Source organism: Brenneria goodwinii, from assembly GCF_002291445.1.
Lineage (GTDB): Bacteria > Pseudomonadota > Gammaproteobacteria > Enterobacterales > Enterobacteriaceae > Brenneria > Brenneria goodwinii.
This window is the reverse complement of sequence record NZ_CP014137.1, coordinates 4,274,373-4,301,320: the sequence shown is the minus strand read 5'-3', so window position 1 is coordinate 4,301,320 and position 26,948 is coordinate 4,274,373. Positions and strand designations below refer to the sequence as shown.

General features: G+C 54.9%; 24 protein-coding genes. 12 read left to right on the top strand and 12 right to left on the bottom strand.

Annotated features, from left to right (window positions below):
* Positions 1-90: 90 nt before the first annotated feature.
* From ACN28R_RS19060 to ACN28R_RS19050, 3 genes are read right to left on the bottom strand one after another with little or no spacing between them, the layout of a single operon-like run.
* The gene (locus tag ACN28R_RS19060; protein ID WP_048636877.1) at positions 91-411 is read right to left on the bottom strand and encodes a PTS lactose/cellobiose transporter subunit IIA; all 321 of its coding nucleotides are present in this window, start codon (positions 409-411) and stop codon (positions 91-93) included.
* Positions 401-1,717, bottom strand: a complete 1,317-nt coding sequence (locus tag ACN28R_RS19055) for a PTS sugar transporter subunit IIC (protein ID WP_048639724.1) — start codon at positions 1,715-1,717, stop codon at positions 401-403. Before ACN28R_RS19055 ends, ACN28R_RS19060 begins: the two co-directional genes overlap by 11 nt.
* A gap of 15 nt (positions 1,718-1,732) precedes the next feature.
* Entirely contained in the window at positions 1,733-2,038 is a 306-nt protein-coding gene (locus ACN28R_RS19050; protein WP_048636876.1) for a PTS sugar transporter subunit IIB, read from the bottom strand.
* A 273-nt stretch (positions 2,039-2,311) separates the two neighbouring features.
* Here ACN28R_RS19050 and ACN28R_RS19045 point away from each other — a divergent pair, with 273 nt between their 5' ends.
* The 3 genes from ACN28R_RS19045 (at position 2,312) to ACN28R_RS19035 (ending at position 7,106) form a co-directional block, all read left to right on the top strand.
* Positions 2,312-3,334: a LacI family DNA-binding transcriptional regulator gene (locus ACN28R_RS19045; RefSeq protein WP_095835849.1), complete on the top strand. Its 1,023-nt coding sequence runs from the start codon at positions 2,312-2,314 to the stop codon at positions 3,332-3,334.
* A gap of 392 nt (positions 3,335-3,726) precedes the next feature.
* Positions 3,727-5,712: a methyl-accepting chemotaxis protein gene (locus ACN28R_RS19040; RefSeq protein WP_095835217.1), complete on the top strand. Its 1,986-nt coding sequence runs from the start codon at positions 3,727-3,729 to the stop codon at positions 5,710-5,712.
* Positions 5,713-5,909: 197 nt separating this feature from the next.
* Positions 5,910-7,106: an MFS transporter gene (locus ACN28R_RS19035; RefSeq protein ID WP_095835216.1), complete on the top strand. Its 1,197-nt coding sequence runs from the start codon at positions 5,910-5,912 to the stop codon at positions 7,104-7,106.
* A 227-nt stretch (positions 7,107-7,333) separates the two neighbouring features.
* On the opposite strand, the gene gyrB is transcribed toward ACN28R_RS19035, so the two are convergent.
* From gyrB to dnaA, 4 genes are all read right to left on the bottom strand, one after another.
* Positions 7,334-9,751: a DNA topoisomerase (ATP-hydrolyzing) subunit B gene (gyrB, locus tag ACN28R_RS19030; protein WP_048636873.1), complete on the bottom strand. Its 2,418-nt coding sequence runs from the start codon at positions 9,749-9,751 to the stop codon at positions 7,334-7,336.
* A gap of 18 nt (positions 9,752-9,769) precedes the next feature.
* The gene (gene recF / locus ACN28R_RS19025; protein ID WP_048636872.1) at positions 9,770-10,855 is read right to left on the bottom strand and encodes a DNA replication/repair protein RecF; all 1,086 of its coding nucleotides are present in this window, start codon (positions 10,853-10,855) and stop codon (positions 9,770-9,772) included.
* A gap of 205 nt (positions 10,856-11,060) precedes the next feature.
* Positions 11,061-12,161 (bottom strand): DNA polymerase III subunit beta, encoded by a 1,101-nt coding sequence (gene dnaN, locus ACN28R_RS19020; RefSeq protein ID WP_048636871.1) that lies wholly within the window; start codon positions 12,159-12,161, stop codon positions 11,061-11,063.
* Between the two features lie 4 nt (positions 12,162-12,165).
* On the bottom strand, positions 12,166-13,560 hold the full coding sequence (gene dnaA / locus ACN28R_RS19015) for a chromosomal replication initiator protein DnaA (RefSeq protein WP_048636870.1): 1,395 nt from the start codon (positions 13,558-13,560) through the stop codon (positions 12,166-12,168).
* A gap of 678 nt (positions 13,561-14,238) precedes the next feature.
* On the opposite strand from dnaA, the gene rpmH reads away from it, so the two are divergent.
* From rpmH to ACN28R_RS18985, 6 genes are all read left to right on the top strand, one after another.
* Positions 14,239-14,379, top strand: a complete 141-nt coding sequence (gene rpmH, locus ACN28R_RS19010) for a 50S ribosomal protein L34 (RefSeq protein WP_003849659.1) — start codon at positions 14,239-14,241, stop codon at positions 14,377-14,379.
* Positions 14,380-14,397: 18 nt separating this feature from the next.
* On the top strand, positions 14,398-14,757 hold the full coding sequence (gene rnpA, locus ACN28R_RS19005; protein WP_072065824.1) for a ribonuclease P protein component: 360 nt from the start codon (positions 14,398-14,400) through the stop codon (positions 14,755-14,757).
* Positions 14,721-14,978, top strand: a complete 258-nt coding sequence (gene yidD, locus ACN28R_RS19000) for a membrane protein insertion efficiency factor YidD (protein WP_009115145.1) — start codon at positions 14,721-14,723, stop codon at positions 14,976-14,978. The genes rnpA and yidD overlap by 37 nt, the downstream gene beginning before the upstream one ends.
* A 2-nt stretch (positions 14,979-14,980) precedes the next feature.
* Positions 14,981-16,615, top strand: a complete 1,635-nt coding sequence (gene yidC / locus ACN28R_RS18995) for a membrane protein insertase YidC (protein ID WP_048636868.1) — start codon at positions 14,981-14,983, stop codon at positions 16,613-16,615.
* Between the two features lie 76 nt (positions 16,616-16,691).
* On the top strand, positions 16,692-18,056 hold the full coding sequence (mnmE, locus tag ACN28R_RS18990) for a tRNA uridine-5-carboxymethylaminomethyl(34) synthesis GTPase MnmE (protein WP_095835215.1): 1,365 nt from the start codon (positions 16,692-16,694) through the stop codon (positions 18,054-18,056).
* Positions 18,057-18,458: 402 nt separating this feature from the next.
* On the top strand, positions 18,459-19,901 hold the full coding sequence (locus tag ACN28R_RS18985; protein ID WP_095835214.1) for a Fic family protein: 1,443 nt from the start codon (positions 18,459-18,461) through the stop codon (positions 19,899-19,901).
* Between the two features lie 518 nt (positions 19,902-20,419).
* Here the strand turns inward: ACN28R_RS18985 and ACN28R_RS18980 are convergent.
* On the bottom strand, positions 20,420-21,376 hold the full coding sequence (locus ACN28R_RS18980; protein ID WP_095835213.1) for a LysR family transcriptional regulator: 957 nt from the start codon (positions 21,374-21,376) through the stop codon (positions 20,420-20,422).
* Between the two features lie 110 nt (positions 21,377-21,486).
* On the opposite strand from ACN28R_RS18980, the gene ACN28R_RS18975 reads away from it, so the two are divergent.
* Entirely contained in the window at positions 21,487-22,317 is an 831-nt protein-coding gene (locus tag ACN28R_RS18975) for an SDR family oxidoreductase (RefSeq protein WP_095835212.1), read from the top strand.
* Between the two features lie 82 nt (positions 22,318-22,399).
* Here ACN28R_RS18975 and ACN28R_RS18970 read toward each other — a convergent pair whose 3' ends face one another.
* From ACN28R_RS18970 to ACN28R_RS18960, 3 genes are all read right to left on the bottom strand, one after another.
* On the bottom strand, positions 22,400-22,804 hold the full coding sequence (locus tag ACN28R_RS18970) for a RidA family protein (RefSeq protein WP_095835211.1): 405 nt from the start codon (positions 22,802-22,804) through the stop codon (positions 22,400-22,402).
* A gap of 82 nt (positions 22,805-22,886) precedes the next feature.
* Positions 22,887-23,801 (bottom strand): LysR family transcriptional regulator, encoded by a 915-nt coding sequence (locus tag ACN28R_RS18965; RefSeq protein WP_095835210.1) that lies wholly within the window; start codon positions 23,799-23,801, stop codon positions 22,887-22,889.
* A gap of 180 nt (positions 23,802-23,981) precedes the next feature.
* Complete coding sequence (locus tag ACN28R_RS18960) at positions 23,982-24,719, bottom strand: SDR family oxidoreductase (RefSeq protein ID WP_095835209.1); 738 nt, start codon at positions 24,717-24,719, stop codon at positions 23,982-23,984.
* Positions 24,720-24,892: 173 nt separating this feature from the next.
* Between ACN28R_RS18960 and ACN28R_RS18955 the strand changes: the two genes are divergently transcribed.
* Complete coding sequence (locus ACN28R_RS18955; RefSeq protein ID WP_072065823.1) at positions 24,893-25,240, top strand: MerR family transcriptional regulator; 348 nt, start codon at positions 24,893-24,895, stop codon at positions 25,238-25,240.
* A 72-nt stretch (positions 25,241-25,312) separates the two neighbouring features.
* The gene (locus ACN28R_RS18950) at positions 25,313-25,894 is read left to right on the top strand and encodes a GNAT family N-acetyltransferase (RefSeq protein WP_145957982.1); all 582 of its coding nucleotides are present in this window, start codon (positions 25,313-25,315) and stop codon (positions 25,892-25,894) included.
* A 44-nt stretch (positions 25,895-25,938) separates the two neighbouring features.
* On the opposite strand, the gene ACN28R_RS18945 is transcribed toward ACN28R_RS18950, so the two are convergent.
* Positions 25,939-26,904, bottom strand: coding sequence for an FAD:protein FMN transferase (locus ACN28R_RS18945; RefSeq protein ID WP_095835207.1), 966 nt, complete (start codon positions 26,902-26,904; stop codon positions 25,939-25,941).
* Between the last annotated feature and the right edge of the window lie 44 nt (positions 26,905-26,948).

Sequence of the window (26,948 nt, the reverse complement as noted above, 5' to 3'; positions counted from 1 at the left end):
TAACTTTTGATAAATAACCGGCATTCGTCGGTAAAATGGTTAGCGTCGACACGCGGTGCATTCGTGGCGTCAACGCCATGCACAAGCGGCTTAAGGCGCAAGCGCGGCAATCTTTTTATGCAGATAAATAAGCTCCTCAACCAGCTCGCGGCACAACATCGCATTCATCAGGTGATCCTGCGCATGGACCAGAATCAGGTTGACCGGAATTTTTCCGCTCCCCTCATCCGCGCCGATCAGTTCGGTCTGAATCCGATGGGCCTTACGCGCCGCGGCGGAGGCGTCGGCCAGCAGCGCGTCCGCCTGGTCCCAGTCATACTTTCTTGCGGCGCTCAGGGCTTCCATTGAGCAGGAACGGGCTTCTCCGGCATGAATAATCAGCTCCATTACCGTGATTTCATCAAGCGCCATCAGTGACCCCCTCGGTTTGTATCGTCTCTTTTTCCTGCGCCAAAAGCTGACGTTCGTACATCTTGAAGAATGGGTAATAAATCATCGCCGACACCATAATCAGCACGCCGACCAGCACAATGGCCCGCCAGTCCCAACCGGTGGACCAGGCCGCGCCGATCGGCGCCGGCGTTGTCCAGGGAGCGAGCGACACCACATGGTTGACCAGCGAGGTTCTGGTGGCGACATAAGCGATCACGGCATTGACCAATGGCGCGGTAACGAACGGAATAAACAACAGCGGGTTCATCACCACCGGGGAGCCAAAAATCACCGGTTCATTGATATTGAACATACTGGGAACGACGGCCAGTTTGCCGATGGAGCGCAGATGAGCCGAACGGCTGCGCAGATAAAGGAACACCAGGCCCATGGTCGAACCGGATCCCCCCACCACGATAAAGAACTGCCAGAATGGTTCGATAAAGATTTGAGTGATAGGCGCGCCCGTATTTAGCGCCTGCTGGTTAAGACCCAGGTTGGTCAGCCAGAAAGCCTGCAGGATGCCCCCGACGATCACCGCGCCGTGGATCCCGGCGAACCACAGCAGATGGCACAGCAGCACGGCGATCAAAATGGCGGGCAGCGAATCCGAAGCGGAGATAATCGGCGCGAAGATCGCCATAATCGCCTGCGGCAACAGCATGCCGAACTGGCTTTGAATAAGCAGGCTGAGCGGAAACAGCGTCAGGAAAATGGCCAGGATCGGAATTAACAGATCAAAAGACTGGCGAATCTTCGGCGGCACCTGCTCCGGCAACCGGATACCGATGTTATGTTTCTGCAAGAAATGCATCAGCTCCGTGGCGTAGAGCGCAACCAGAATCGCGGTGAAGATCCCTTCGCCCCCCAGCGATCCCACCGGTAAACTGCCGCCGGTTTGCGGCGCCGACACCACCAGAAACGACATCAGCGACAGGCTGGCCGCCATAAAGCCGTTCATTTTGTAGCTTTGCGCCAGGTTATAGGCAATCGCGCTGGCGATATACAGCGCCATAATGCCCATGGTCATATTGTAGGGCATCATAATCTGTTCGTTATGACGCGCGACCATCCCCAGCCACCACTGCGCGAATGCCCACTGGCTGTCCGCGCTGAAAGGGGGATGAGCAAATAGCAACATAAAAGAGCCGACAATCAAAAACGGCATGGAGGCAATAAAACCATCTTTAATTGCTACAACATGACGTTGATTGGAAAGTTTTGCGGCAACCGGGCTAATGCTATTTTCAATCACGCCAAATAATGACTCGCTGAATTTACCCATCATTATTTCCCATCATTAGTGGATCATCGCCAACGCGTCGCTGAGAACCTTCTCGCCATTCATCATTCCATAATCAAGGATATTGATAACGGCAATAGGCTTGTTTTTCTCATCAGCTATTTCTTTAAACTCCGCCAGCTTATATTTAATCTGCGGACCGAGCAGACAGCAGTCATACTCCGAGATAACTTCATTAAACTCATCAAAACCAACGGCTTTTATTTCAACGCCGATTCCTTTCTCTTTCGCCGCTTTTTCCATGCGTTGAACCAGCATGCTGGTGGACATACCCGCTGCGCAACAGAGTAGAATTTTATTCATCTTGCACCTCACCGTCTGTCTTTTTTATTATTCAAGCAATACAAAAAATAATATGCAACCGGTTTCATATTATTTTTCTCATTTTTTGAACGCGATCATAAATAGAATTCCCCATGAATAAAAATTGGCGGAGTCTGGTTTAACAATGATAAAAATGGTCTAATTTCCTTATAATAAGCGCAGCGGTGCGCCCTGCGCGCAGGCGACCGAGAGGCCGGGCGACTGAGCCGCCAACACATCTGCGGCATGAAAAATGAGGGATATGAAAACAGAATGATAACCATGCTCGATGTGGCGAAAAAAGCGGGCGTATCGAAAGCCACAGTCTCACGCGTACTGACGGGCAACAACTACGTCAGCAAAACCACCAGAGACCGGGTGTTCAAAGCGATAGAGGAAACGGGCTACCGGCCAAACCTGCTGGCGCGCAACCTCGCTACCAGCAAATCCCAAAGCATTGGCCTGGTGGTCACCAATACGTTGTATAACGGCCCCTACTTTAGCGAACTGTTGTTTCAGACCGCCACCATGACGGAGAAATTCGGGCGGCAGTTGATCATGGCCGATGGCAAGCACGGCGCGGAAGAAGAGGAGCAGGCCATTCAGTTCCTGCTGGATTTACGCTGCGACGCAATTATTATCTACCCTCGCTTTCTTTCCATCGCCGCGCTGGAAACCATTATCGATCGCCATGAACAGCCCATCATGGTGGTAAATCGCAAGTTGAAACATCATGAAGAAAACAGCGTCTGCGCCAACCATCAACAGCACTGTTTTACCGCCGTCGATTACCTGATTGAGCAAGGGCACCGGGATATCGCTTTTATCAGCGGTTCGGCGGAGTCACCGACCGGAGAAAGCCGTTTCGCCGGTTACCGGCAGGCGCTGGCGGCCCGGGGCATCGCATTCAACCCCGCTCTGGCGGCGCCGGGAAGCTGGACATCCGAAAGCGGTTATGAAGCCGTGGAGATACTGTACCAGCGCGGCGTCACCTTCAGCGCGCTGGTCGCCAGCAACGATGACATGGCTATTGGCGCGGCAAAGGCGTTCCGTAAACGGGGTATATCCATCCCACAGGATGTTTCTTTACTGGGTTTTGACGACCTGCCGATGGCCTCCTGGTTTCATCCAGCCCTGACCACCGTACACGTCCCCGTCGCCGAAATGATAAAATGCGCGCTTGAAAGGCTGCTTTGTAAGTTGGAAGGCGGAAAGGTCGCGCCGTTCCCCGAATTTAAAGGCCAATTGATTATCCGTGAATCGGTGGGTAAAGGCCCGGCCGCGTTCTCCGATTGAATTTCGGCCCGTCTCGTTATTTTTTTAAAATGATATTTCGAATATATTTTAAAGTGCGGCGATATTATCCGAACCGTGAAATATATTAATTATGCTTCTCTTTTCTATTTCTATAAAACGTCTTTACGTGCGACGCGGAAAATCATCTGTAGCAGTAACGCAATAAATAGATCACTGAAAATAACTAAAGAAACAATAAATTAAGTCGATAAATAAAAAGTGGTTTTTATCACATTAATACCCATCATCTTTCAAGCCGCAGGTGTGTTGGCTTCATTATTCGTCTTCCCCTGAGTCTCGAAAACTATTGGGTATATGCATGCAATCCGACAGTGAAAGAAGCGCAGCCGGCTGCTCTTACATAGGCACTTTGGTTAAAGGGGGACAACCCAATGTCAAATGAATTGGTTTCCTATTCTTCATCCCAGCCACCTTCTTCTAAAAAAAAGAAACTCTCCACCCGGGCTCTGGTATTAATTAGCACCATCGCCACAATCGCATTAGGATTTATTATTACCATCGGCTTACTACTCTGGCAGTCCAGCCAACAGCAAAAATATATCGCCCAGAAATTTCTGACTCAAATGACGTATTCAAACATCTCTTTGGTGCAGGATAAGTTCAATAATGCATTATCCGCCGCCCGCGATCTGGTTCAAAGCGTACAAACATTACAGGAAGTGGGTAATCCCGATCGCCGCACGGCGGAAGCCATGTTGAAAAATACGCTGAAAAATCATCCTGATCTGCTCTCCATGTCGCTGGCCTGGGAGCCCAACGCTTTCGACGGGAAAGATCAACAGTATGCCGAACAGCCCGATCAAGATCCTAACGGACGTTTTGTCCGCTATGTCGATCGCGATCCCGCCGGCGGCATTGCACTGCATCACCTGACCGACTACGAAACGCCCGGCAGCGGCGACTACTATCTCCTGCCGCGCCAACTGCAAAAAGAGGTCATTCTGGATCCCTACAGCTATAGCTATAACGGCGTGGAAACGTTACTTACGTCGCTTGCCGTCCCCATCATGGTTGACGGCAAGTTTTATGGATCCGTCACGGCTGATTTCTCGCTAGCCAGCCTGCAACAGTTCGTCAATAGCATCAGTCCTTATCCAGGCGCTTACGCACAGATGTTTTCGCATACCGGCGTCTTTATCGCGCATCCGGATCAGAAACGCATCGGCCAAAAGTCCGATAATAGCCAGGCGCTGCTGGAAAGCATTGCGAACGGCAAAATCAGTATACAGGAGCGCTTTAGCGACACTCTGGGCACCGAAGCGTTCAACATCAACGCCCCCATCACCATCGGCAATACCGGCACGCCCTGGGTGCTGGGTCTGGCGATCCCCGTTAATGCCGTGATGGCGGAAAGCGTCAGGCAGCGCAACATCGCCATACTGCTGACCATACTGAGCATCATTGTGGTTTCCGGCGTGGTAGGCGTCATTTTCACCCGTAAGGTGCTGCGTACCGTTGGCGGGGAACCTACGGAGGCAGCCGAACTCGCCCTGTCGGTCGCGCAGGGCGATTTAACCAAAAACATTCCGCTGCAGGCCAAAGACAAGCACAGTATTTTTTACGCCATGCACACCATGCAGGCGCAGTTGAGGGATATCGCAGAGCAGTTGCTCACCACCAGCGAATCCGTTAGCCACGGCGCCAGCGAAATTTCCGCAGGCAATACGGACCTGGCTTCCCGAACCGAGCAGCAGGCCTCCGCGCTGGAAGAGACCGCAGCCAGCATGGAACAAATCACCGCGACCGTGAAACAGAACGCGGATAATGCCCATAACGCCACTCGCCTGGCGCAAAACGCCGCGCAAATCGCCAAAAAAGGCGATGCGCTAGTGGGTCAGGTCGTCGACATCATGGGTGAAATCGATGATAGTTCTCAGAAGATCGCCGAAATTACCAGCATTATTAACAGTATCGCCTTCCAAACCAATATTCTGGCGCTGAACGCGGCGGTGGAAGCCGCCAGAGCGGGCGAGCAAGGGCGCGGTTTTGCCGTGGTGGCCAATGAAGTACGCAATCTCGCCCAGCGTAGCGGCAATGCGGTGAAAGATATCACCGCGCTGATCGCCGAATCAGCCGGCCGCGTCGACAACGGCGTCAAACTGGTGCAAAGCGCGGGCGCCACCATGCAGGATATGCTGACGGCGGTGACGTCGGTAAAAGATATTATGGATGAAATCGTCTCGGCGTCGGACGAACAGTCGCGCGGCATCAGTCAGGTCACTCAGGCCGTCCACGAAATGGATGGCGTCACGCAACAGAACGCCTCGTTGGTACAGGAAGCGTCCGCCGCCGCGGCTTCGCTGGAAGATCAGGCCAAACGGCTCTCCCAGGTGGTGCAGGTGTTCAGGCTCTCCTGATCGGTTGTTCATGACGGGCTGGCGTGGCCGGCCTGTCATTCCTCTCATACCCGCCTTCCCCCCATTTATTCGTCACGGCAGCGACAAAAAGATTGAAGGCTAATAATATTATCGATGCAGTAGTGTTATGCTTTCTCTGCCTTTAGCGCCACGCCTGACGCGCCAATATGCGCATAACCATCTGCTGACGACAAAAAATGAAACGAATAAAGCTGCCCCTGCTGGCCCAGATTTCATCCGCTCACCTGGTGAGCCATTTCCACATGATGGTGCTGCCTGCGCTGATCCCTTTGCTCTCTGAACAGCGCAATATCAGCTTCGTCGAACTGGGCTTCGCGCTAAGCGTGTTCAATATTGTCTCCGCCTGCGTGCAAACGCCAATCGGTTTTGTGGTCGACCGCATCGGGGCGCGACGCACCTTGACCGCCGGTCTTACGCTCGGCAGCCTGTGTTTTCTCTCTCTGAGTTTCTCAAACAGCTACTTCTGGCTGGTGACCGCGATGGCGCTGGCGGGCGTGGCGAATGCGGTCTATCACCCCGCCGATTACGCGCTATTGTCACGCGGGATCGATGAAAAACGCATGGGACGGGCTTTCTCAATCCATACTTTCTCCGGCTTCTTCGGTACTGCCATCGCCCCAGGGATCTTACTGACGGTAGCCGCCTTCGCAGGCACGAATAGCGCATTTATCGTGGCGGGAGCAATAGGACTGCTGACGGTTCCCCTGCTGTTGACCGAGCGCGACCAGCCAATCCGCCTCCAGCACGCTACGCAGGAAAACGATCGCCCAGGCAAACGCAGCCGCGCGGCGCTTTTTACACTGCCCATCATGGCATTGTTAGTGCTATTCCTGCTGTTAAACCTGAGCACGGCGTCGATTCAGAACTTTTCGGTTACGGCGTTTGTCACCGGCTATGACCTGCCGTTATCGCAGGCGAATATCGTGCTGACCTCCTTTCTGTTTTCCAGCGCCTTCGGCGTACTGGCGGGCGGCGCGCTGGCGGATAAAACCCGGCGTCACGGGCTGGTGGCGACGGCGGCATTGGCAATTACCGCAGGCTTAATCACGCTGGTCGCTATTTATCCGTTGCCGGTCGCCGTTTTGGTTCCCCTGTTGGCCGCCGCCGGTTTTCTATCCGGTATGATTGCGCCTTCGCGCGACATGCTGGTGCGCGCGGCCTCGCCCGCCGGCGCCGAAGGGCGTGTTTTCGGCATCGTCTCCACCGGCTTTAATATCGGCGGCGCCGTTGGGCCGCTACTGTTCGGCTGGTTACTGGATCACAACTATCCGCAGGCCATCTTCTGGTCGGCGGTGATTTTTATGCTGATCACCGCGCTGATTACGCTACGGCAGGAACTGCGCAGCGCCAGGCAACGCGCCGTAGCGGTATAGCGGGGCTTCATATCGCGATACCGGTAGCGATTTGCGACGATCCGTAGAATTGCCGCCATGAATGGCGGGCCATAAAAAACGCAGGGAGCGTTTTCAACGCCACGCAGTGACGGCGCGAAAGGTGGCAGGACGGCTGCCATAAAAAAGCCGGCTCAGAAGCGAACCGGCCTGATTCCCTTCCCTGCGAAAGGGAGGTTAGGGTGGGGTAAAGCGGTCGATTTACCCGATTAGATATCGATATTCGCGGCTTTCAACGCATTCTCTTCGATAAACGCACGGCGCGGCTCAACCGCATCGCCCATCAGCGTGGTAAACAGTTCATCGGCGGCGATGGCGTCCTTGACCGTCACGCGCAGCATACGGCGGCTGGTCGGGTCCATCGTCGTTTCCCACAGCTGTTCCGGGTTCATCTCGCCCAGACCTTTGTAACGCTGGATAGCCAGACCGCGACGCGACTCTTTCACCAGCCAGTCCAGCGCCTGCTCGAAGCTGGCGACCGGTTGACGGCGCTCGCCGCGTTCAATGTAGGCGTCTTCTTCAATCAGGCCGCGCAGTTTCTCGCCCAGTTGATTGATTTTGCGATACTCGCCGCCGGTGACGAAGCTGTAATCCAGCGGATAATCGGTATCGACGCCGTGGGTCCGCACGCGCAGAACCGGTTCAAAGATCTGCCGTTCCTGGTTATCGTTGATAACAAAGGTGTAAGCGCTGCCGTGCTGCTCCTGTTCATTCAGGCGCGTCACCAGCGTTTCAATCCACTGCTGGACATGTTCCCGATCGCTTAAATCCGCTTCAGCCAGCGTTGGCTGATAGATTAAACCGTTGAGGAATGCCCGTGGGAAACGACGCTCCATACGACCAATCGTTTTCTGCACCGCATAATGTTCGGCAACCAGTTTTTCCAGCGGCTCGCCCGCCATCGCCGGCGCGGCGGCGTTGGTGTGCAGCGTGGCCCCGTCCAGCGCCAGCATAATCTGGTACTGATCCATGGCGTCATCATCCTTGATGTACTGTTCCTGCTTGCCCTTCTTCACTTTGTACAGCGGCGGCTGCGCGATATACACGTGCCCGCGCTCGACAATTTCCGGCATCTGACGGTAGAAGAACGTCAACAGCAGCGTACGAATGTGAGAACCATCGACGTCGGCATCGGTCATGATGATGATGTTGTGGTAACGCAGTTTATCCGGGTTGTACTCGTCGCGGCCGATGCCGCAACCCAACGCGGTGATCAGCGTCGCCACTTCCTGGGAAGAGAGCATTTTGTCGAAACGCGCTTTCTCGACGTTCAGGATCTTGCCTTTCAGCGGCAGAATCGCCTGATTCTTACGATTACGCCCCTGTTTGGCGGAACCGCCCGCCGAGTCCCCTTCCACCAGGTACAGTTCGGACAGCGCCGGGTCACGCTCCTGACAATCCGCCAGTTTACCCGGCAGGCCGGCCAAATCGAGCGCGCCTTTACGACGAGTCATATCGCGCGCCTTACGCGCGGCTTCACGGGCGCGGGCGGCGTCAATAATTTTACCCACCACGATTTTGGCGTCTGACGGGTTCTCCATCAGATAATCCACCAGTTTCTCGTTCATCAGCGACTCAACGGCCGTTTTCACTTCCGATGACACCAGTTTATCTTTGGTCTGGGAGGAGAATTTCGGATCGGGTACTTTCACTGAAACCACGGCAATCAGACCTTCGCGCGCGTCGTCGCCGGTGGCGCTGATCTTGGCTTTCTTGCTGTAGCCTTCTTTATCCATATAGGTGTTCAGGGTACGGGTCATGGCGGCGCGGAAACCGGCCAGGTGCGTACCGCCGTCACGCTGCGGAATGTTGTTGGTAAAGCAGTAAATGTTTTCCTGGAAACCGTCATTCCACTGCAAAGCCACTTCCACGCCGATATCGTCTTTCACCGTGGAGAAATAGAATACCGTCGGGTGAATGGGCGTCTTGTTTCTGTTGAGGTAATCAACAAACGCTTTGATGCCGCCTTCATAGTGAAAATGGTCGGCTTTATCTTTTACGCGCTCGTCGATCAGGCGGATAGAAACGCCCGAGTTCAGGAAGGAAAGTTCGCGCAGGCGCTTGGCCAGAATCTCATATTCGAACTCCACCATGTTGGTAAAGGTTTCCAGGCTCGGCCAGAAGCGCACGGTGGTGCCGGTTTTATCGCTATCACCCACGACTTTCAGCGGCGCCTGCGCCACACCGTGACGGTAGGTTTGCTGATGAACCTTACCTTCGCGACGAATGACCAACTCCAGCTTTTCCGACAGGGCGTTCACAACGGAAACCCCCACGCCATGCAGGCCGCCGGAAACTTTATACGAGTTATCGTCAAATTTGCCGCCGGCATGCAGCACCGTCATGATCACTTCCGCCGCGGAGATCCCTTCTTCTTCATGAATACCGGTGGGAATACCACGGCCATCATCCTGTACCGAGACTGAGTTATCAGCGTGGATAGTGATGACAATGTCTTTACAATAGCCAGCGAGTGCCTCGTCGATAGCGTTGTCCACAACCTCGAATACCATGTGATGCAGACCGGTACCATCATCCGTATCACCGATGTACATACCTGGGCGTTTACGTACCGCATCCAGCCCTTTCAATACCTTGATACTTGAGGAGTCATAAGAATTCGACATCAACGTTTCCCGCTCATTTTAGTCCTGTGATTGAACCGTTATTTTACCCTGTTCTACGCGGAACATCTTGCCATTTTCACCCATCATGTCGGCGATTTGCTCAGCGCCGATCGCGCTGACAAAAACCTGTGCATGGGTGGCTTTTAACCGTTCAGCCAGCAAACGGCGGCGGGTACTATCCAGTTCGGAAGCAAAATCATCTATCAGATACAGACAGCGCAGTCCGTTCTGACGGGTGAGAAACTCACCCTGGGCCAGCCTTAACGCGCACATAAGCAGCTTTAGCTGACCACGGGACAGCATATCCTCGACGGCCACACCGCTGGCGCGGATGCGAAAGTCGGCTTTATGCGGCCCAAGCGCCGTATAACCAAGCATACGGTCGCGTTCAAACTGCCGTTCCAGTAGTTCGGCATAGTCACTTTCTTTATCCCAGCCGCGCTGAAAAGCGAAACTGAGGGAAAATTCCGGTAAAAATTGGCTACAGGTGGTTGAAATATCCTCGGCAATCGCCGAGCTGTATTGCGCCCGCCATTCGCTGATACGTTCGGCCAGCGGCGCCAGTTCCTGATCCCAGGCCCGAAGCTGCCCATACTGCCCCACCTGCCGCAGCGCCGCATTACGCTGGCGCAACAGGCGTTTCATATTGCTCCAGGCGGAGAAAAAGCCGGGTTCGTTGTGGAAACAGCCCCAGTCGAGAAAAGCGCGGCGATATTTCGGCCCGCCGTTCAGCAGAGTGAAACCTTCGGGAGTGATCAGCTGAATCGGCAATAGCTGCGCCAGTTCAGCCACTTTATGGCCGTCGCTGCCGTCGATACGCACTTTACCGTCACCCTGACGGTTTTTACTCAGCCCGACCGAACGTTCACGTTCAAGGCCATCGATACGACCATGCAGGACAAACTCCGGCTGTTCGTGACGGATCACGCGCGCCGCCTGCACGCTACGAAACGCCCGCCCGTGCCCCAGCGTATAAATCGCTTCCAGCACGCTGGTTTTACCGCTGCCATTCGGCCCAACCAAAAAATTAAAGCCGGGCGCCAGCGCCAAATCAGCCGCTTCAATATTACGGAAATCTTTAATAAGAAGACGATTCAGAGCCATGCGACTATTTCTTGCAATCGAGAGGCGCTATTGTCGCAGACTGATTGAGTGCGGACAGCACACCGCCCAGAGACAACGTATTTGGGACGAACGGCCGACCGGCCCAACGGGCATTCCCAGCGGGCGCCCGGAGCATCCCCAACATACGCGGAGAGGGTGAACGCGCTCCAATCCGAGGCTGACAAGTGAAATCGCCCGACATAGACTAGAGACGCATCGGCATAACGACATAGGCGGCGGCCCGGCTGACGCCATCCTCAATCTGCACGCTGGAAACCGAGTCCGTCAACAGCAAGCGGACATCTTCACACTTCAGCGCATTCAGAACGTCCAGCACATAGCTGACGTTGAAGCCAATTTCCATCTCGGTGCCGTCGTACTGCACATCCAGAATTTCTTCCGCCTCTTCCTGTTCCGGGTTATTGGCGGTGATCTTCAGTTGGTTATGGATGAGGTGTAAACGCACGCCGCGGAATTTTTCATTCGACAGGATGGCCGCACGGGAAAACGCCTGCTTAAGCAAATCACAGCCGGCTTCCAGCGTTTTATCCGGGTTCTTCGGCAATACGCGGCGATAATCCGGGAAACGGCCGTCAACCAACTTAGAAGTAAAGATAAAATCGCCGACGTGAGCGCGGATATTGTTGCTGCCGATTTGCAATTGCAGCGGCGTATCGCCGCCATCCAGCAAACGCACCAATTCCATCACGCCTTTACGCGGCACAATCACCGAATGCGACGGCAGCGTCTGCCCCACCGGCATGGCGCACACCGCCAGGCGGTGCCCGTCGGTCGCGACCGTGCGCAACTCCTCGCCCTCGGTTTCAAACAGCATACCGTTGAGGTAATAACGAACGTCCTGATGCGCCATCGAAAACTGCGTGGCTTCAATCAGACGTTTCAGCGTTGCCTGAGGCAATGAAAATTCAACGTCGCTCTGCCAGTCATCCAGATTGGGAAAATCAGCGGCAGGCAGGGTCGACAGCGAAAAACGGCTGCGGCCGGAACGCACCAGCATGCGATCGCCATCCAGCATGATGGTGATTTCCGCGCCATCCGGCAAACCACGGCAGATATCAAACAATTTACGCGCCGGAACCGTGGTGGCGCCCGGTTCATGCGGCTGCGTTAATGCAACTTTGGCGACCATCTCCATTTCAAGATCGGTGCCGGTCAGTGATAACGCTCCTTCGGTAACCTGCAACAGCAGGTTGCCCAGAATAGGTAATGTAGGCCGGCCGCCCAGCGGGCTGCTGACCTGTTGCAGCGGTTTTAACAGATGTTCGCGTTCGACAATGAATTTCATAATATTATGAAGATAATGTTCTGATTAAATTGGAAAAATCTTCTTTGATGTCGTGACTTTCTTCACGCAGCTGTTCGATCTTACGACAGGCATGCAACACCGTGGTATGGTCGCGTCCACCAAACGCGTCGCCGATTTCCGGCAGACTGTGGTTAGTCAGCTCTTTGGCCAGCGCCATCGCCATCTGACGCGGGCGGGCCACCGAGCGGGAACGACGTTTGGATAACAAGTCGGCGACTTTGATTTTATAGTATTCCGCCACCGTCTTCTGAATATTATCGATAGTAACCAGTTTTTCCTGCAATGCCAGCAGATCGCGCAGCGCTTCACGCACAAAATCGATGGTGATGGAACGGCCGGTAAAATTGGCGTTGGCAATCACCCGGTTTAATGCGCCTTCCAGTTCACGCACGTTGGAACGCAGGCGCTTGGCAATAAAGAAAGCCACCTCGCCCGGCAGACGAATATCGTTCTCGTCGGCCTTTTTCATCAGGATCGCGACGCGCGTTTCCAGCTCCGGCGGTTCAATGGCGACCGTCAGCCCCCAGCCGAAGCGCGACTTCAGGCGATCTTCCACGCCGTTAATCTCTTTCGGATAGCGATCCGACGTCAGAATGATTTGCTGGTTCCCTTCCAACAGCGCATTGAAGGTGTGAAAAAACTCTTCCTGCGAACGCTCTTTATTGGCAAAAAACTGAATGTCATCAATCAGTAATGCATCAACTGAACGGTAATAGCGTTTGAATTCTTCAATCGCATTATTTTGCAGCGCTTTTACCATGTCCTGCACAAAACGTTCGGAATGCATGTAAACCACTTTTGCGTTGGCTTTACGCGCGATGATGCCGTTGCCGACCGCATGTAATAAGTGCGTCTTACCCAGGCCGGTTCCGCCGTACAGGAACAGGGGATTATAGGCGCCGCCAGGGTTGTCGGCGACCTGACGGGCAGCGGCGCGCGCCAGCTGGTTCGACTTACCTTCAACGAAGTTATCAAAGGTATGTTTCGGATTCACATTGGAGCGATAGGTGTGCTCCGCCTGCACCGGCGAATTATCCCAGCTTGGGCGAACCGGCGCTGGACGCACCTGCACCGCGGAGGCAACGTTGGCGCTGCCATGATGGTTAACCGGCTGACTTATCGTCTGAACCAATGGTTTGCTGCCGACCTCAAAACGCAGCAACGGGGCATCCAGCCCGCAAAAATCATTCAACAAGACATTGATATTATTTAAATATTTGTCACGAACCCAATCCAGTACGAAACGATTAGGGGCGTAGAGCGCCAGAGTGTTATCACTCAGTTCTGCCTGCAATGGGCGTATCCACATACTGAATTCTGTGGCAGGTAACTCATCCTGCAAACGGGCAAGACACTGCTGCCAAAGCGAAAGTGACACGGCGGACTCCACTCGAACAAGAACGATCAAAAAGAAAAGAATAAGAAACGATATTTATATAACTCATGATTTTGGCACCTGCCCCCGTCCACGAAAAGACGGCAGATGCACCGCGTTACCGATGCGGTTTACCGTGGCGATCCCGAAGAAGGATCGCTAACGGGACGGCGGATCATAACCTAAACCAGAGAAGAGATCCTCCCCTTCTGCACAGTTTTGATCCTTTTTATCCACAGGCTATGCTTATAGCAGCTTCAGGCCTTACGCCAGAAGATCGGAAGAATCTTATTCTCAGCGCGACGACGAAATTCATTTAAGAATAGACCAGTCGGCGGACAAGTTGCGGTGATATTGATCATGATCTCGCCGGGAGGATCGCAGCAGGATCCTTGCGCTTTATTCTGGAGTCCGTATAATTCTCTGCCCGCGCGTCAACGCCTGTTTCTGTGCTCGGCCAGACAGAAATCCAAAAAATAATTGGAATGGCTGGCAGGTAAAGTGTGATGTTAATTGACTCGGGACTGTACAATTATTACAATCCCGCCTCTTTGTTATATGCGATTGAGGCGTCGGTCACTGTCACGCCGAGTAGCCAAACGCGTTTACTGTGAAGTCGTGTTTATTCCCCGCACCAGCAGGGATAGACCGTTAATTATCCAAGTTTAGGTAGAAATCGCCATGAAACGCACTTTCCAACCGTCCGTATTGAAGCGTAACCGTAGCCACGGTTTCCGTGCTCGTATGGCCACTAAAAATGGTCGTCAGGTTCTGGCCCGCCGTCGTGCGAAAGGCCGTTCTCGTCTGACCGTTTCTAAGTAATAAAAGCTAACCCACCGAGTGGTTAAGCTCGCTTTTCCCAGGGAGTTACGTTTGTTAACTCCCAGCCATTTCACTTTCGTCTTCCAGCAACCGCAACGGGCTGGCACGCCGCAAATCACTATCCTCGGCCGCCTGAACACGCTGGGGCATCCCCGCATCGGTCTTACCGTCGCCAAAAAGCATGTTAAACGTGCTCATGAACGCAATCGGATTAAACGCCTGACGCGCGAAAGCTTTCGCCTGCATCAACATTCATTGCCTGCAATGGATTTTGTGGTGATTGCCAAAAAAGGGGTGTCTGAACTGGATAACCGAGCACTGACGGAAGCGTTGGAAAAATTATGGCGTCGGCACTGTCGTTTGGCTCCCGCCTGCTGATCGGGTTGATACGTGGCTATCAACTCGTTATCAGCCCGTTACTTGGACCACATTGCCGGTTTCGGCCAACGTGTTCACAATACGGTATTGAAGCAATTCGCAGGTTCGGCATGATAAAAGGCAGTTGGTTGACGCTTAAACGCGTATTAAAATGCCACCCTTTGAACCCTGGTGGTGATGATCCCGTACCGCCAAAAACCGACAATAACAGAGAACATTAACGATGGATTCGCAACGCAATCTTTTTCTCATCGCTCTGCTATTCGTAACCTTTATGATCTGGCAAGCCTGGGAAACGGACAAAAATCCGCCAGCTACCACGCAGGCCATACAGCAGGCGACGAATGCAGCACCCGGTGATACCAGTAACCAGGGCGTACCCGCTAGCGGCCAAGGTAAACTCATCACGGTTAAAACTGACGTATTGTCTCTGACCATCAATACCCGTGGCGGCGACATTGAGCAGGCTAGCCTGTTGGCGTATCCGGACACGCTGGGTTCCAATACCCCCTTCCTGTTGCTGGAAACCACACCCGAATTCGTTTATCAGGCGCAAAGCGGCCTGACAGGCAAAAACGGCCCGGATAATCCGGCCAATGGCCCGCGCCCCTTGTTCACGGCCGATCAGGATCACTTTGAGCTGGCCGATGGTCAAAACGAACTGCGTATTCCGCTGACCTATACCGCGGCTGACGGCGTCACTTACACCAAAACGTTCATATTGAAACGGAGTGACTATGCGCTGAATGTTGATTACAGCATCAATAACAGCAGCGCCCAGCCGTTGGAACTCACGCTGTTCGGCCAGTTGAAGCAATCCATTAATTTACCCAAACACCGCGACACCGGCAGCAGCAACTTTGCGCTGCATACCTACCGCGGCGCGGCGTTCTCCTCCAGCGAAGAGAAGTATAAGAAATACAGCTTCGGCGACATGGACGAGAACCTGAACATCACCACCAACGGCGGCTGGGTAGCGATGTTGCAGCAGTACTTTGCTACCGCCTGGATCCCGACCACCGCAGGCGCCAATACCTTCTATACCAACAATCTTGGTAACGGTCAGGCCGCCATCGGCTTTAAATCTACTCCGGTCATGGTGCCGGCCGGCAGTCAGCAAAACCTGAATGCCACCCTGTGGGTCGGCCCGGAAATTCAGGACAAAATGGCTGCGGTAGCGCCGCACCTGGATTTGACCGTTGATTACGGCTGGCTGTGGTTTATTTCTCAGCCGCTGTTTAAGTTGCTGAAATTCCTGCACGGTTTTATCGGCAACTGGGGCTTCTCCATTATTGCCATCACCTTTATCGTGCGCGGCATCATGTACCCGCTGACCAAGGCGCAATACACCTCAATGGCGAAGATGCGCATGTTGCAGCCAAAACTGCAGGCAATGCGTGAGCGCATCGGTGACGACAAACAGCGCATGAGCCAGGAAATGATGGCGCTGTACAAGTCGGAGAAAGTGAATCCGCTGGGCGGGTGTTTCCCGCTGGTCATTCAGATGCCGATCTTCCTGGCGCTGTACTACATGCTGATGGGCTCCGTTGAACTGCGCCATGCGCCGTTCGCCCTGTGGATCCACGACCTGTCCGCGCAAGACCCGTACTACATTCTGCCGATCCTGATGGGCGTGACGATGTTCTTCATTCAGAAGATGTCGCCGACCACCGTTACCGACCCGATGCAGCAGAAGATCATGACCTACATGCCGGTTATTTTCACCGTGTTCTTCCTGTGGTTCCCGTCTGGTCTGGTGCTGTATTATATCGTCAGCAACCTGGTGACCATCATCCAGCAGCAGTTGATTTACCGTGGTTTGGAAAAACGTGGCTTGCATAGCCGCAAAAAAAGCTAACGGTCACAGCTGACTAGCGAAACAAGATAAGGCGGTCATTGACCGCCTTATTTTTTATACCATCTGAGAGAAAACCATGAGCCATTCCGACACCATCGTAGCCCAGGCCACGCCACCAGGACGCGGCGGGGTAGGTATTTTACGTGTTTCCGGCCCAGCGGCATCAGCCGTGGCGCAAGCCGTATTGGGTAAGCTGCCCAAGCCGCGCTTCGCCGATTATCTGCCGTTTCGTGATGCCGACGGGACAACGCTCGATCAAGGGATCGCCTTATGGTTTCCCGGCCCCAACTCGTTCACCGGCGAAGACGTTCTGGAGCTGCAGGGACACGGCGGCCCGGTTATTCTCGACATACTCCTGCAACGTATTTTGACCTTGCCCGATGTGCGCATTGCGCGCCCAGGAGAATTTTCCGAGCGCGCATTTCTGAATGATAAACTCGATCTGGCGCAGGCGGAGGCCATCGCCGATCTGATTGACGCCAGCTCTGAACAGGCCGCGCGTTCCGCGCTGAATTCGTTACAGGGGGCTTTTTCCGCCCGTATCAATCATCTGGTTGAAGCGCTAACGCACCTGCGAATTTACGTTGAAGCGGCGATCGATTTCCCCGATGAGGAGATTGATTTTCTCTCCGATGGGAAAATTGAAGGCCAGCTCAACAATGTGATGGCCGATCTGGACGCGGTCAGGGCCGAAGCCCATCAGGGCAGCCTGCTGCGTGAAGGCATGAAAGTGGTGATCGCCGGGCGGCCCAACGCCGGAAAATCCAGCCTGCTCAACGCATTAGCCGGGCGGGAAGCGGCGATTGTCACCGATATCGCCGGCACCACCCGCGACGTACTGCGCGAACATATCCATATTGACGGTATGCCGCTGCACATCATTGATACCGCCGGCCTACGCGACGCCAACGATGAAGTCGAACGCATCGGCATCGAACGCGCCTGGCAGGAAATCGAACAGGCCGACCGCGTGCTGTTTATGGTCGACGGCACCACCACCCAGGCGATTGAACCTGCCGCCATCTGGTCCGAATTCATGGCGCGTTTACCCCGAACCTTGCCGATTACCGTGGTGCGCAATAAAGCCGACATCACCGGGGAGCCGCTGGGCATTGAGGATGTGAATACTTACTCACTTATTCGCCTATCGGCACGCACCGGCGAAGGCATTGAGACGCTGCGTGAGCATCTTAAGCAAAGTATGGGCTTCACCAGCAATACGGAAGGCGGTTTTCTGGCGCGGCGCCGGCACCTGCAAGCGTTGGAACAGGCGGCCCAGCATTTGGCGCAGGGCAAAGAACAGTTAGTGAGCGCTTACGCTGGTGAGTTATTAGCCGAGGAACTCCGTTTAGCACAACAGGCATTGAGCGAGATAACCGGCGAATTCACTTCCGACGACCTGCTGGGCCGCATTTTCTCCAGCTTCTGCATCGGCAAGTAACGCTGAGTCTGTAAGCGTCCACTCACTTCCACTCATCCCGCATAGCTGCCTGTTATGCGGGATTTTTTTGTTTATCCGCCTCCGCTGAGAGTCGGGTCAACTCAGCCCTCCCCGGCTACCTCATTAAGACGATCGGCGATATAACTCTCAATATGTTTCGCTTTCTGGCCCTATCCCAGCATGATACGTTCAGGTTCATCTTTTATGTCCGGGATTTGATACATTGACGTTGATTACACAACCGATACCGACCGCATGCGAATAGTGGGCAAGGTCCGATATAATTTGCCTCGCTTAGAGCTACATCCATTTTGCCGGACAAGATCATTTTTCCGATCTCAACATCCACCAGACGATTCGCAGCACCAGCGAATTGTTCACCCAATAAGGATTATATTGCCAATGACCGAAGCCGAACTCCTGCACCAACTGGCTCTCGGCGAAGACAGCCGCCGCCAGTTCAAACGCGACGCCACCAACGCTGACAGTATGGCCGCTGAGTTGGCGGCTTTTTCCAACAGTGGCGGCGGCCGGTTATTTATCGGCGTAGCGGATGATGGCTCGGTATTGGGGTTGGATGCTAGCGCAGTGCGACGTCTGAATCAGTTGCTAAGCAATGCCGCTTCGCAGCACACGCGTCCGCCTGTACATCCTCTCACTGAAAATGTGCAGACGGCCAACGGCATCGTAATGGTGATCAGCGTACCCGATGGCCTTGCCAAACCCTATGTGGATCACCAGGGCCGTATTTGGGTCAAACAGGGAGCGGATAAGCGCCATGTGACAGCTCGCGAAGAGATGCAGCGCATGTTCCAACTTGCCGGCTTGGTCTACGCAGATGTGGTGCCAATAGCCGGTACGTCGCCAACAGATATCAATGGCAAGGCTTTCCATAACTATTTCAATCGCCGCTACGGTCAGGATGTGGAGTTTGCCGGACAACCGTTGGAACAACTGCTGCAAAACCTCAGCCTGAGCGATGGCCGCGAGCTAAATCTGACCGGATTGTTGTTATTCGGTCACCACCCGCAGCGCTGGCGGCCCGCTTTCGAAGTCAAAGCCGTCGCTTTCCCCGGTACAGCACTGCACGATACCCGCTATCTGGACAGCGAAGACATCGGCGGCACATTGCTGGAGCAATACCAGCGCAGCTTTGCCTTTATTCGCCGCAACCTACGCCATGTACAGGCCGGACGAGGCTTTAATACGCTAGGGCAACTGGAAATTCCGGAACAGGCGCTGGAAGAGTTGTTGGTCAATGCGTTGATTCACCGAGACTACTTCACCAGCGCGTCTATCCGTCTGATGGTATTCGCCGATCGGGTGGAAATCATCAGTCCCGGCCACCTGCCCGACAGCCTGAGCACCGAGGCCATTCGTCGCGGTGCCACTAACCGGCGTAATCCCACGCTGACCGAGCATGCCGTACATATCCTGCCCTACCGCGGCTTAGGCACCGGTATTCCCCGCGCATTGCAGGATTGGCCAGCCATCGATCTTATCGACGATGTAGCGGCTAACCAGTTCCGCGTGGTTATCCGGCGACCACTGACAGAAGCAGTCACCGGGGAAGTCACCGGGGAAGTCACCGGGGAAGTCACCGGGGAAGTGTTGCGGTTACTAATGGTAATACAAGGGGAAATGAAGCGGTCGGACATCCAGGCCGCTCTGGGATTGAAACATGAAGATCACTTCCGCAATACCTATCTTCTCCCAGCGCTGGCGGGTAGATTCATAGAAATGACGATTCCGGACAAACCCAGAAGCAGTCGACAAAGGTATCGACTTACGCCGGCGGGTAAAAGCTGGTTGGCACAGCAGAATTCAGGAGGAGATCGTGCATGAGATGGTCATTTAATTGAACCGACCCACTAATGAACGGTTCATATCATTACTGGGCCAATACTATTATGCCTGGCAGAATGCCCATTCTGAGTTAAACGCACTTCCACTGGGGCAGATAGCGTAATCAATAGTGATAGGAATATCATATTGTTATTTAAATTCAATGTGTTATCCATAATATGTTTTTTGTGTCCATAAATGTGCCCATCGCACAAAAACGCACCAACAAACATAATGATAAATCAAACAGATAAAACAAAATTCCAGCTTCTGTATCGAACGCTGCGTCTTTAAGCGTCCACTCACTTCCACCGCTCCCGCATAGCGCCTTGTTATGCTGATGGTGAGTGATGCCGCGGATGCCGTCAGCGCTGGCTTCCTGGTCGGTGATGAAAGCCCTTGTCAATTCAGTCGCGACTATGCCCGGATATTCGGCATGCCTCCGGTCAGGCATGCCTACCAGACGAGACGGCAAATTGCGCCGGATACACACAGGCCCGCGTGACACGCCGCACCTCTCAGCGTGGTTTGACGGCGGGCGAGGATTTGCGCAGAGGCGTCGACGGAGCCAGGTCGTCGAATTGATGGCGCAGCGCTTGGATCGTATCGATCAAGGCCCGCAGGGTCGCCGGAACGTGGCGATGGCCGGGAAAATACAGCGACAGCCCCGGTATCCGGGGACACCAATCTTCCAATACGCTCACCAGACGCCCATCCTCCAGCGCGGCGCGGGCATAGGGTTCGGGCATGTAGGCGATGCCAAGACCCTTGATGGCGGCTTCCAGCATCAACGGGCTGCTGTCGAGCGTCAGCGTACCGGGCACGTCGATCTCCATCATCTGTCCCCGCTTGCTGAACTCCCAGCGGTAGCGCTTGCCGCTGGGCAGACGCTGCCGGATGCACTGGTGCTGGGTAAGCGCATCGGGCACTTCCGGTGCGGGCCGTGCGGCCAGGTAGCGTGGCGAGGCCACCGCCAGAAAGCGGATGTCCGGCCCGAGGGGGATCGCCACCATGTCCTTGGGTACGGCTTCGCGCAAGCGGATACCCGCGTCGAACCCCTGTTCAACAATATCCACCAGGCGTCCCTCAGCGACGAGATCCAACTCGACGCTGGGATAGCGCGCCAGAAATTCCGGCACCACCGTCCGCAGTAGCAGGCCGATCGCGGCATCATTGCCATTGATGCGCAGTTGGCCTTGCAGATTCCCTTGTTCGCCGGTGACCTCCTCCAACGCCGCATCGAGATCGCGCATCAGCGGATCGAGGCGGCCTAGCAGGCGCTGCCCTGCTTCGGTCAGGGACACGCTGCGCGTCGTCCGGTGAAACAGGCGAACTCCCAGGCTATTTTCCAGATTCTGAATGGTATGGCTCACGGAGGGGCGGGCGATCCCCAGCAAATCGGCGGCACGCCGAAAGCTGCGGTGCTCGGCGACCGCCATGAAGGCTTTGAGATCAGCTAGCGTCGGTTTGCTCATTGGTAGTTTTTATACACCAACCCATGTGGTTAATTCACTCTTATCGCAACAATGATATGACCCTATGATCTAATCCTGTCACCCACCTATTTCTCATTTTGGAGTCTGTCATGAGCAAAACCTGGTTCATTACCGGAACATCGGCCGGTCTCGGCCGCCTTCTCACCGAACGTCTGCTCGCCCGCGGCGATCGAGTGGCCGCCACGGTGCGCCGTCTTGATTCACTCGACGATCTCGTCGCGACTTACGGTGACAGGCTGTGGGTCGCCAAGCTCGACGTGACCGATGCGGACGCGGTGCGTACCGTGACCGATCGCGCCTTTGCCGCTCTCGGCCGCATCGATGTCATCGTGTCCAATGCCGGTTATGGCATCCTCGGTCCGGCGGAAGCCGTGCCTGACGAACAAATTCGCCAGATCATCGATACGAACCTCATCGGCTCCATCACGCTCATCCGCGCCGCGATCGCGCACTTGCGCAATCAGGGCGGCGGGCGCGTGCTACAAATCTCCTCGGAAGGGGGTCAGATCGCCTATCCAGGGTTCAGCCTCTACCACGCCACCAAATGGGGGATCGAAGGCTTCGTCGAGACGATGGCCAAGGAGCTGGAACCCTTCGGCATCACCTTCACCCTCGTGGAGCCGGGGCCGACCGCCACCAATTTCAAGGCCGGCCTGGTTCGTCCCGCCATGCCGCCGGTCTACGACGGCACGCCTGCCGGCGACGTGCAGCGCGGCATTGATTCGGGCGCGTTCGCCGTCACTGGCGATGCGGACAAAGTGGTCGATCGGATGATCGAAATGATCGATACGGGTACGACGCCGTTGCGTCTGACGCTCGGAGCATCCGCCTTCGACAATATCCATGCGGCGCTCCAGCAGCGGCTCGCGGCTCTCGACGCGCAGAAGGACATTGCGTATTCGGTAGAGTTGGATCGATAAATAAGGCGCAGGGTATGACGTCCCTGCATCTTGTTTCACCACAAGCGCCTAAGATCGGGAAGACCTTTAATAGCACTGTGGCTTATTTCGTACCTTCAGGCAGGCGCGCGACCACCTTGATCTCGAATTGGAAGCCATAAAGCCAGGTGACGCCGACCCCCGTCAGAGTTGGGTATGGCACATCGCCCCAGAACTCCGGCAGCACCTTCCAGACGGTATCGAGCGTGGACTGAGGATCGACAAGAAACACGGTGACATCGACTACGTCATCGAAAGTGCAACCGCCAGCCTCAAGCACCGAGTTCAGGTTATCGAAGGCACGCCGGATCTGCGCTTCCAGTTCTGGCTCCGGCGAGCCATCATCCCGGCTGCCGACCTGGCCCGAGACGAAAAGAAAACCGTTCGAGCGGACGGCCGGTGAATAGCGGTTGCGTTCGTACAGGGCTTGTCGCCCGGCAGGAAATACGGCATCACGGGATACGGTCATGGCTGGGCCTCTCTTTTTGCGTGCTCGGATCGGGATAGCGACCGGGCAGCCCGGTCGCCTAATGGGACGCGGCTGTCGGCGCTTACGGTTTCTCCCCGGCGTTCAGCTCCTTGATATAGTCAACGAAGGCGCGCAAGGGCGATGGCATGTGTCGCCGGCTGGGGTAATACAGGTAAGGACCGTCGAATTCCTGCCACCACTCTTCTAGCAGCGGCACAAGCTCTCCGGATTCGAGATACGGGCGCAAAAAATCCTCGAAGGTATAGATGATACCCGCGCCGGAGACGGCGCAAGCGAGTTGAAGATCGATGGAACTGGAAATCAGGGGGCCATCCGGCATAATGCGCAGCAGCTCGTCATCACGCTCGAACGCCCAGGGCCATATGGCTCCGCTGGGAAACCGGTTACCAATGAGACGATGCTGAACCAGCAATGTCCGCGGGTGATCGGGCAAGCCGAACGTTTCGATATAGGACGCCGACGCCGCAGCCACAAAGCGCTGACGCCTTGGCCCGATAGGGACGGCGATCATGTCCTTGGCGATTCGCTCCTCATAGCGAACACCGGCGTCGAACCCACGACCGATCACATCGCTGAAGTCATTCTCCATGACAACATCCAGGCGGATGCAGGGAAACCGTTCGAGAAATCCCGTGGCGATGCCGGGCAGAACATGGCGGGCAATGGGAACGGGCACGTTTAGCTTTAGCGTGCCAAGCGGGCGGTTGGCCTCGTCCTTCAGGTCGTTGAAGGCCGCTTCGATCTCTGAGAATGCCGGCTTCAAACGTTCGATCAGCCTGGCGCCGGCCTCGGTAGGCGTGACGCTGCGGGTGGTACGATTGAGCAATCGTATTCCAAGGTCGGCTTCCAGCCGGCGGATCGAATCGCTGAGGGAAGAGGCGCTTGAGTGCCGCACCAGCGCGGCGCCCCGGAAGCCGCCGGCTTCCACGACGGCGATGAGATCGCTCGCGTCTTTGAGGTTTGGTACTGATTTCATGATCGCCACCGAAAGTCTCGTCTCCCGTCCAGTCCGGGAATCCACGCTTACCGCTTTAGTGCTTTTTTTAATCTATCATGCGCCAATATATCCGACAATACGGCCTAAATCGAATAGGCTGTACGGCTGTCCGTACAATTAGAGTGAACGAAGCCCGCAATCGACTCAGGGAAGCGAGGATCAGTTCATGCCGCCGTTCACATAGATCGTCTGTCCATTGATCCAGCGGGCGGAGCCTGCGAGGAACGAGATCACTTCAGCAATCTCAGGCGGTTGCCCAATGCGATTAAAAGGATTGAAGCTGGCGATCCGCTCGACAAGCGCTTCATCCTTGCCATTGAGGAACAGCTCGGTAGCCACGGGACCGGGGCCGACCGTGTTGACGGTGATATCGCGGCCTTTGAGCTCGCGGGCGAGGATAAGGTTCAGCCCCTCGACCGCGTCCTTCGACATGGCATAGGGGCCATAGGCCGGCATCGCCTGACGTTCGGCCGCCGTTGAAATGTTGATGATGGCGCCTCCCGCGCGCATCCGCCGAGCCGCTTCGCGCGATACGAGGAAGGTTCCGCGGACGTTGATCGCGTGCATCCGGTCGAACTCTTCCACGGTGAAATCGACGACGGGTTTGGTAATCATGATGCCCGCGCAGTTCACGGTGACGTCCACGCCGCCGAATTCCTGCTCGGTGAAGTCGAAGAGCGCCTCGACCTGCGTCTCATTTGCGATGTCCGCTTTGAAAGCCTTCACGTCGCCGCCGGTAGCCGTAATGGCATTCACCGCCTCCCTGGCTGCGGCATCGCTGCTGGCATAGTTGATGATGACGGCGAAGCCGTCCCTGGCAAGCCGCTCAGCCGCAGCCCGGCCGATTCCCCGCGAGGCGCCCGTGACGATGGCGACTTTCTTCTCGTTAGTGCTCATAATTGTTCCTTTGTCGAAGGTAAAATGGACCTATGGCGAGCGCCGGGAGCCGATGACCGTTCTTTCAACTCGCTGGCGAAGGTTAGGCCGGTATCCGTATAAAATAGGGTAATGGAAGATGCCGTGTACGATAAGCGGGCTGACTTCGAACGGGGCGTGCGTCATTTCGCACAATCGATTCGCGGCAAACCGGCGTAAGCGTAAGAATGCTGCGCTATTACGAGGAACAAGGACTGCTTAATCCACAGCGCCGGGAATCAGGCTACCGGGAATATAGTGAAAACGATGTCACGATCGTGGAACGTATAGCGGCCCTGAGCGAAGCGGGTTTGACGCTCGGCACCATACGTATCGTGCTGCCTTGCATAAGCCGCGATAACAAACGCTTCCAGCCCTGCCCCCGCGTGCGGCCAGCCTTGCAGATGGAACTGGAAAAAATCCAGCATAAAATGGAGATACTCAGCCAAAGTCAGGCGGCGCTAAAAAGTTATCTTGAAGAACTGCCTGCTTTAGCCCCTTAAGCGTGGAAAACATGATCTTCGCCATGATGACGGTCGTCCTGACGGTTATAGACACGCGATAACGTTTAATTCGTGACGGTTTTAGTCATTATCATGGAGAGAATCATGCTACAGCCGAACCTTGAAACACCGAGACTTATTCTTAGACCGTTCCAACCCGATGATGCCGACCGGGTTCATCAACTGGTAAATGACCCGCAGATTGCCGATGTAACCGCGCATATTCCTCATCCCTACCCACCGTTGCTGGCGCAGGAATGGATTGCCTCTCATCGTCCCGGCTGGGAAAACGGGACGCTGGCCGCATTCGCCGTCACGCTTAGGGCGAATCAAAGCCTGATAGGCGCCATCTCGCTGATGGGTATTAATCGCCAAAAAGCCGGTATTGGTTACTGGCTGGGACGGGCATATTGGAAGCGCGGATATTGCAGCGAAGCCTGCCGAACACTGTGTGAGTTTGGATTTAGCACCTTAAATTTATCAGCAATCGGCGGCAGTCATCTCCAACGAAATCCTGCATCCGGTCAGGTATTGATAAAAAGCGGCTTCCAATTCATCCGCAGCGCCCTGATGAATACGGGAAAGCGAGAATACGCTGAAGCCGTCGATTTTTACCAATGCAGAAGACCAGAAAAATTAACTTTATCAAAGTGATAATATATCAGCAACGGAAGGAAAACGTCCTGACGGTTAGGTTATTACGCCATGTGATAACCGTTATCCAATAGGGTAAAGGTAAACTGGCGCTGCGAAGAAAGAATAACCTGCCTGTCTCTGGTGACAAAAATGGCTTCAATATGAGGAAGCCCGGATAGATAGGCGAGGCCGTTTTCCACGCCCATGCCGTAGAGCAGCGTGGTATAGATATCGCCGTCGATGGAGTCGTCGGAAATAATCGTGACGCTTAGCAGCTCGTTATCCCGCGGGTAGCCGGTTTTGGGATCGAGGATGTGGTGATAGCAGCGGCCGTCCAGCTCAAAGTAACGTTCGTAAATACCGGATGTGACAACCGATTTATTTTTCACGTTGATAACGCCAATCAGCGCTTCAGGATTGGAAAACGGTTTTTTCAGGCCAACCGCCCAGGAGTCCAACCCGCTGTTTTGCGGCACGCCGAGCGTCTGTACGTTGCCGCCCAGATTGATCAACGCATGATGAATCTGCCGCTGGTGCAGAAAATCCCTGACCAGATCGGCGATGTATCCTTTGGCTATCGCCCCCAGATCGATCTCCATCCCGGCTTTTTGCAGAAAGACCGAACCATCCTGTTCATTGAGGATCACGTCTCTGGGATCCGTCAGCGCCAACAAAGTCCGCAATTCATCGGCGGGGGGAACGCTGTCGCCGTGAAAGCCGATTTTCCAGCGTTTAACCAGCGGGCCGATAGCGAAGTTAAAACAGCTATCGTCCAGCAGGCTCACCGCTTTGGCGCGTTTGATCAGATTAAACACCGGCGGGCTAACCGCCACCGGATGCGCGCCCGCCGCATGATTAATATTCATCACTTCGGAAGGAGCCCGGTTAACCGTCAGCCGGTTTTCCTGCTGTTTTATCAGCCTGAAGACCTGTGAAGCCAGACTTTCATCATGCCCGAACAGCTTAAGAAGAATGGGTGACCCCATCAAAACAGCGGAATAGGCATATACACGATCGTCTGGCGGCATAGCGGAGCACCTGAAAATTATAGGATCATGAGCCCTGAGCCTCG

What these genes read in the sequence shown, in the direction of transcription:
- ACN28R_RS19060 (WP_048636877.1), bottom strand. Translation starts at nt 411, where the DNA reads ATGGCGCTTGATGAAATCACGGTAATGGAGCTGATTATTCATGCCGGA.
- ACN28R_RS19055 (WP_048639724.1), bottom strand. Translation starts at nt 1,717, where the DNA reads ATGGGTAAATTCAGCGAGTCATTATTTGGCGTGATTGAAAATAGCATT.
- ACN28R_RS19050 (WP_048636876.1), bottom strand. Translation starts at nt 2,038, where the DNA reads ATGAATAAAATTCTACTCTGTTGCGCAGCGGGTATGTCCACCAGCATG.
- ACN28R_RS19045 (WP_095835849.1), top strand. Translation starts at nt 2,312, where the DNA reads ATGATAACCATGCTCGATGTGGCGAAAAAAGCGGGCGTATCGAAAGCC.
- ACN28R_RS19040 (WP_095835217.1), top strand. Translation starts at nt 3,727, where the DNA reads ATGTCAAATGAATTGGTTTCCTATTCTTCATCCCAGCCACCTTCTTCT.
- ACN28R_RS19035 (WP_095835216.1), top strand. Translation starts at nt 5,910, where the DNA reads ATGAAACGAATAAAGCTGCCCCTGCTGGCCCAGATTTCATCCGCTCAC.
- gyrB (WP_048636873.1), bottom strand. Translation starts at nt 9,751, where the DNA reads ATGTCGAATTCTTATGACTCCTCAAGTATCAAGGTATTGAAAGGGCTG.
- recF (WP_048636872.1), bottom strand. Translation starts at nt 10,855, where the DNA reads ATGGCTCTGAATCGTCTTCTTATTAAAGATTTCCGTAATATTGAAGCG.
- dnaN (WP_048636871.1), bottom strand. Translation starts at nt 12,161, where the DNA reads ATGAAATTCATTGTCGAACGCGAACATCTGTTAAAACCGCTGCAACAG.
- rpmH (WP_003849659.1), top strand. Translation starts at nt 14,239, where the DNA reads ATGAAACGCACTTTCCAACCGTCCGTATTGAAGCGTAACCGTAGCCAC.
- yidD (WP_009115145.1), top strand. Translation starts at nt 14,721, where the DNA reads ATGGCGTCGGCACTGTCGTTTGGCTCCCGCCTGCTGATCGGGTTGATA.
- yidC (WP_048636868.1), top strand. Translation starts at nt 14,981, where the DNA reads ATGGATTCGCAACGCAATCTTTTTCTCATCGCTCTGCTATTCGTAACC.
- mnmE (WP_095835215.1), top strand. Translation starts at nt 16,692, where the DNA reads ATGAGCCATTCCGACACCATCGTAGCCCAGGCCACGCCACCAGGACGC.
- ACN28R_RS18985 (WP_095835214.1), top strand. Translation starts at nt 18,459, where the DNA reads ATGACCGAAGCCGAACTCCTGCACCAACTGGCTCTCGGCGAAGACAGC.
- ACN28R_RS18980 (WP_095835213.1), bottom strand. Translation starts at nt 21,376, where the DNA reads ATGAGCAAACCGACGCTAGCTGATCTCAAAGCCTTCATGGCGGTCGCC.
- ACN28R_RS18975 (WP_095835212.1), top strand. Translation starts at nt 21,487, where the DNA reads ATGAGCAAAACCTGGTTCATTACCGGAACATCGGCCGGTCTCGGCCGC.
- ACN28R_RS18970 (WP_095835211.1), bottom strand. Translation starts at nt 22,804, where the DNA reads ATGACCGTATCCCGTGATGCCGTATTTCCTGCCGGGCGACAAGCCCTG.
- ACN28R_RS18965 (WP_095835210.1), bottom strand. Translation starts at nt 23,801, where the DNA reads ATGAAATCAGTACCAAACCTCAAAGACGCGAGCGATCTCATCGCCGTC.
- ACN28R_RS18960 (WP_095835209.1), bottom strand. Translation starts at nt 24,719, where the DNA reads ATGAGCACTAACGAGAAGAAAGTCGCCATCGTCACGGGCGCCTCGCGG.
- ACN28R_RS18945 (WP_095835207.1), bottom strand. Translation starts at nt 26,904, where the DNA reads ATGCCGCCAGACGATCGTGTATATGCCTATTCCGCTGTTTTGATGGGG.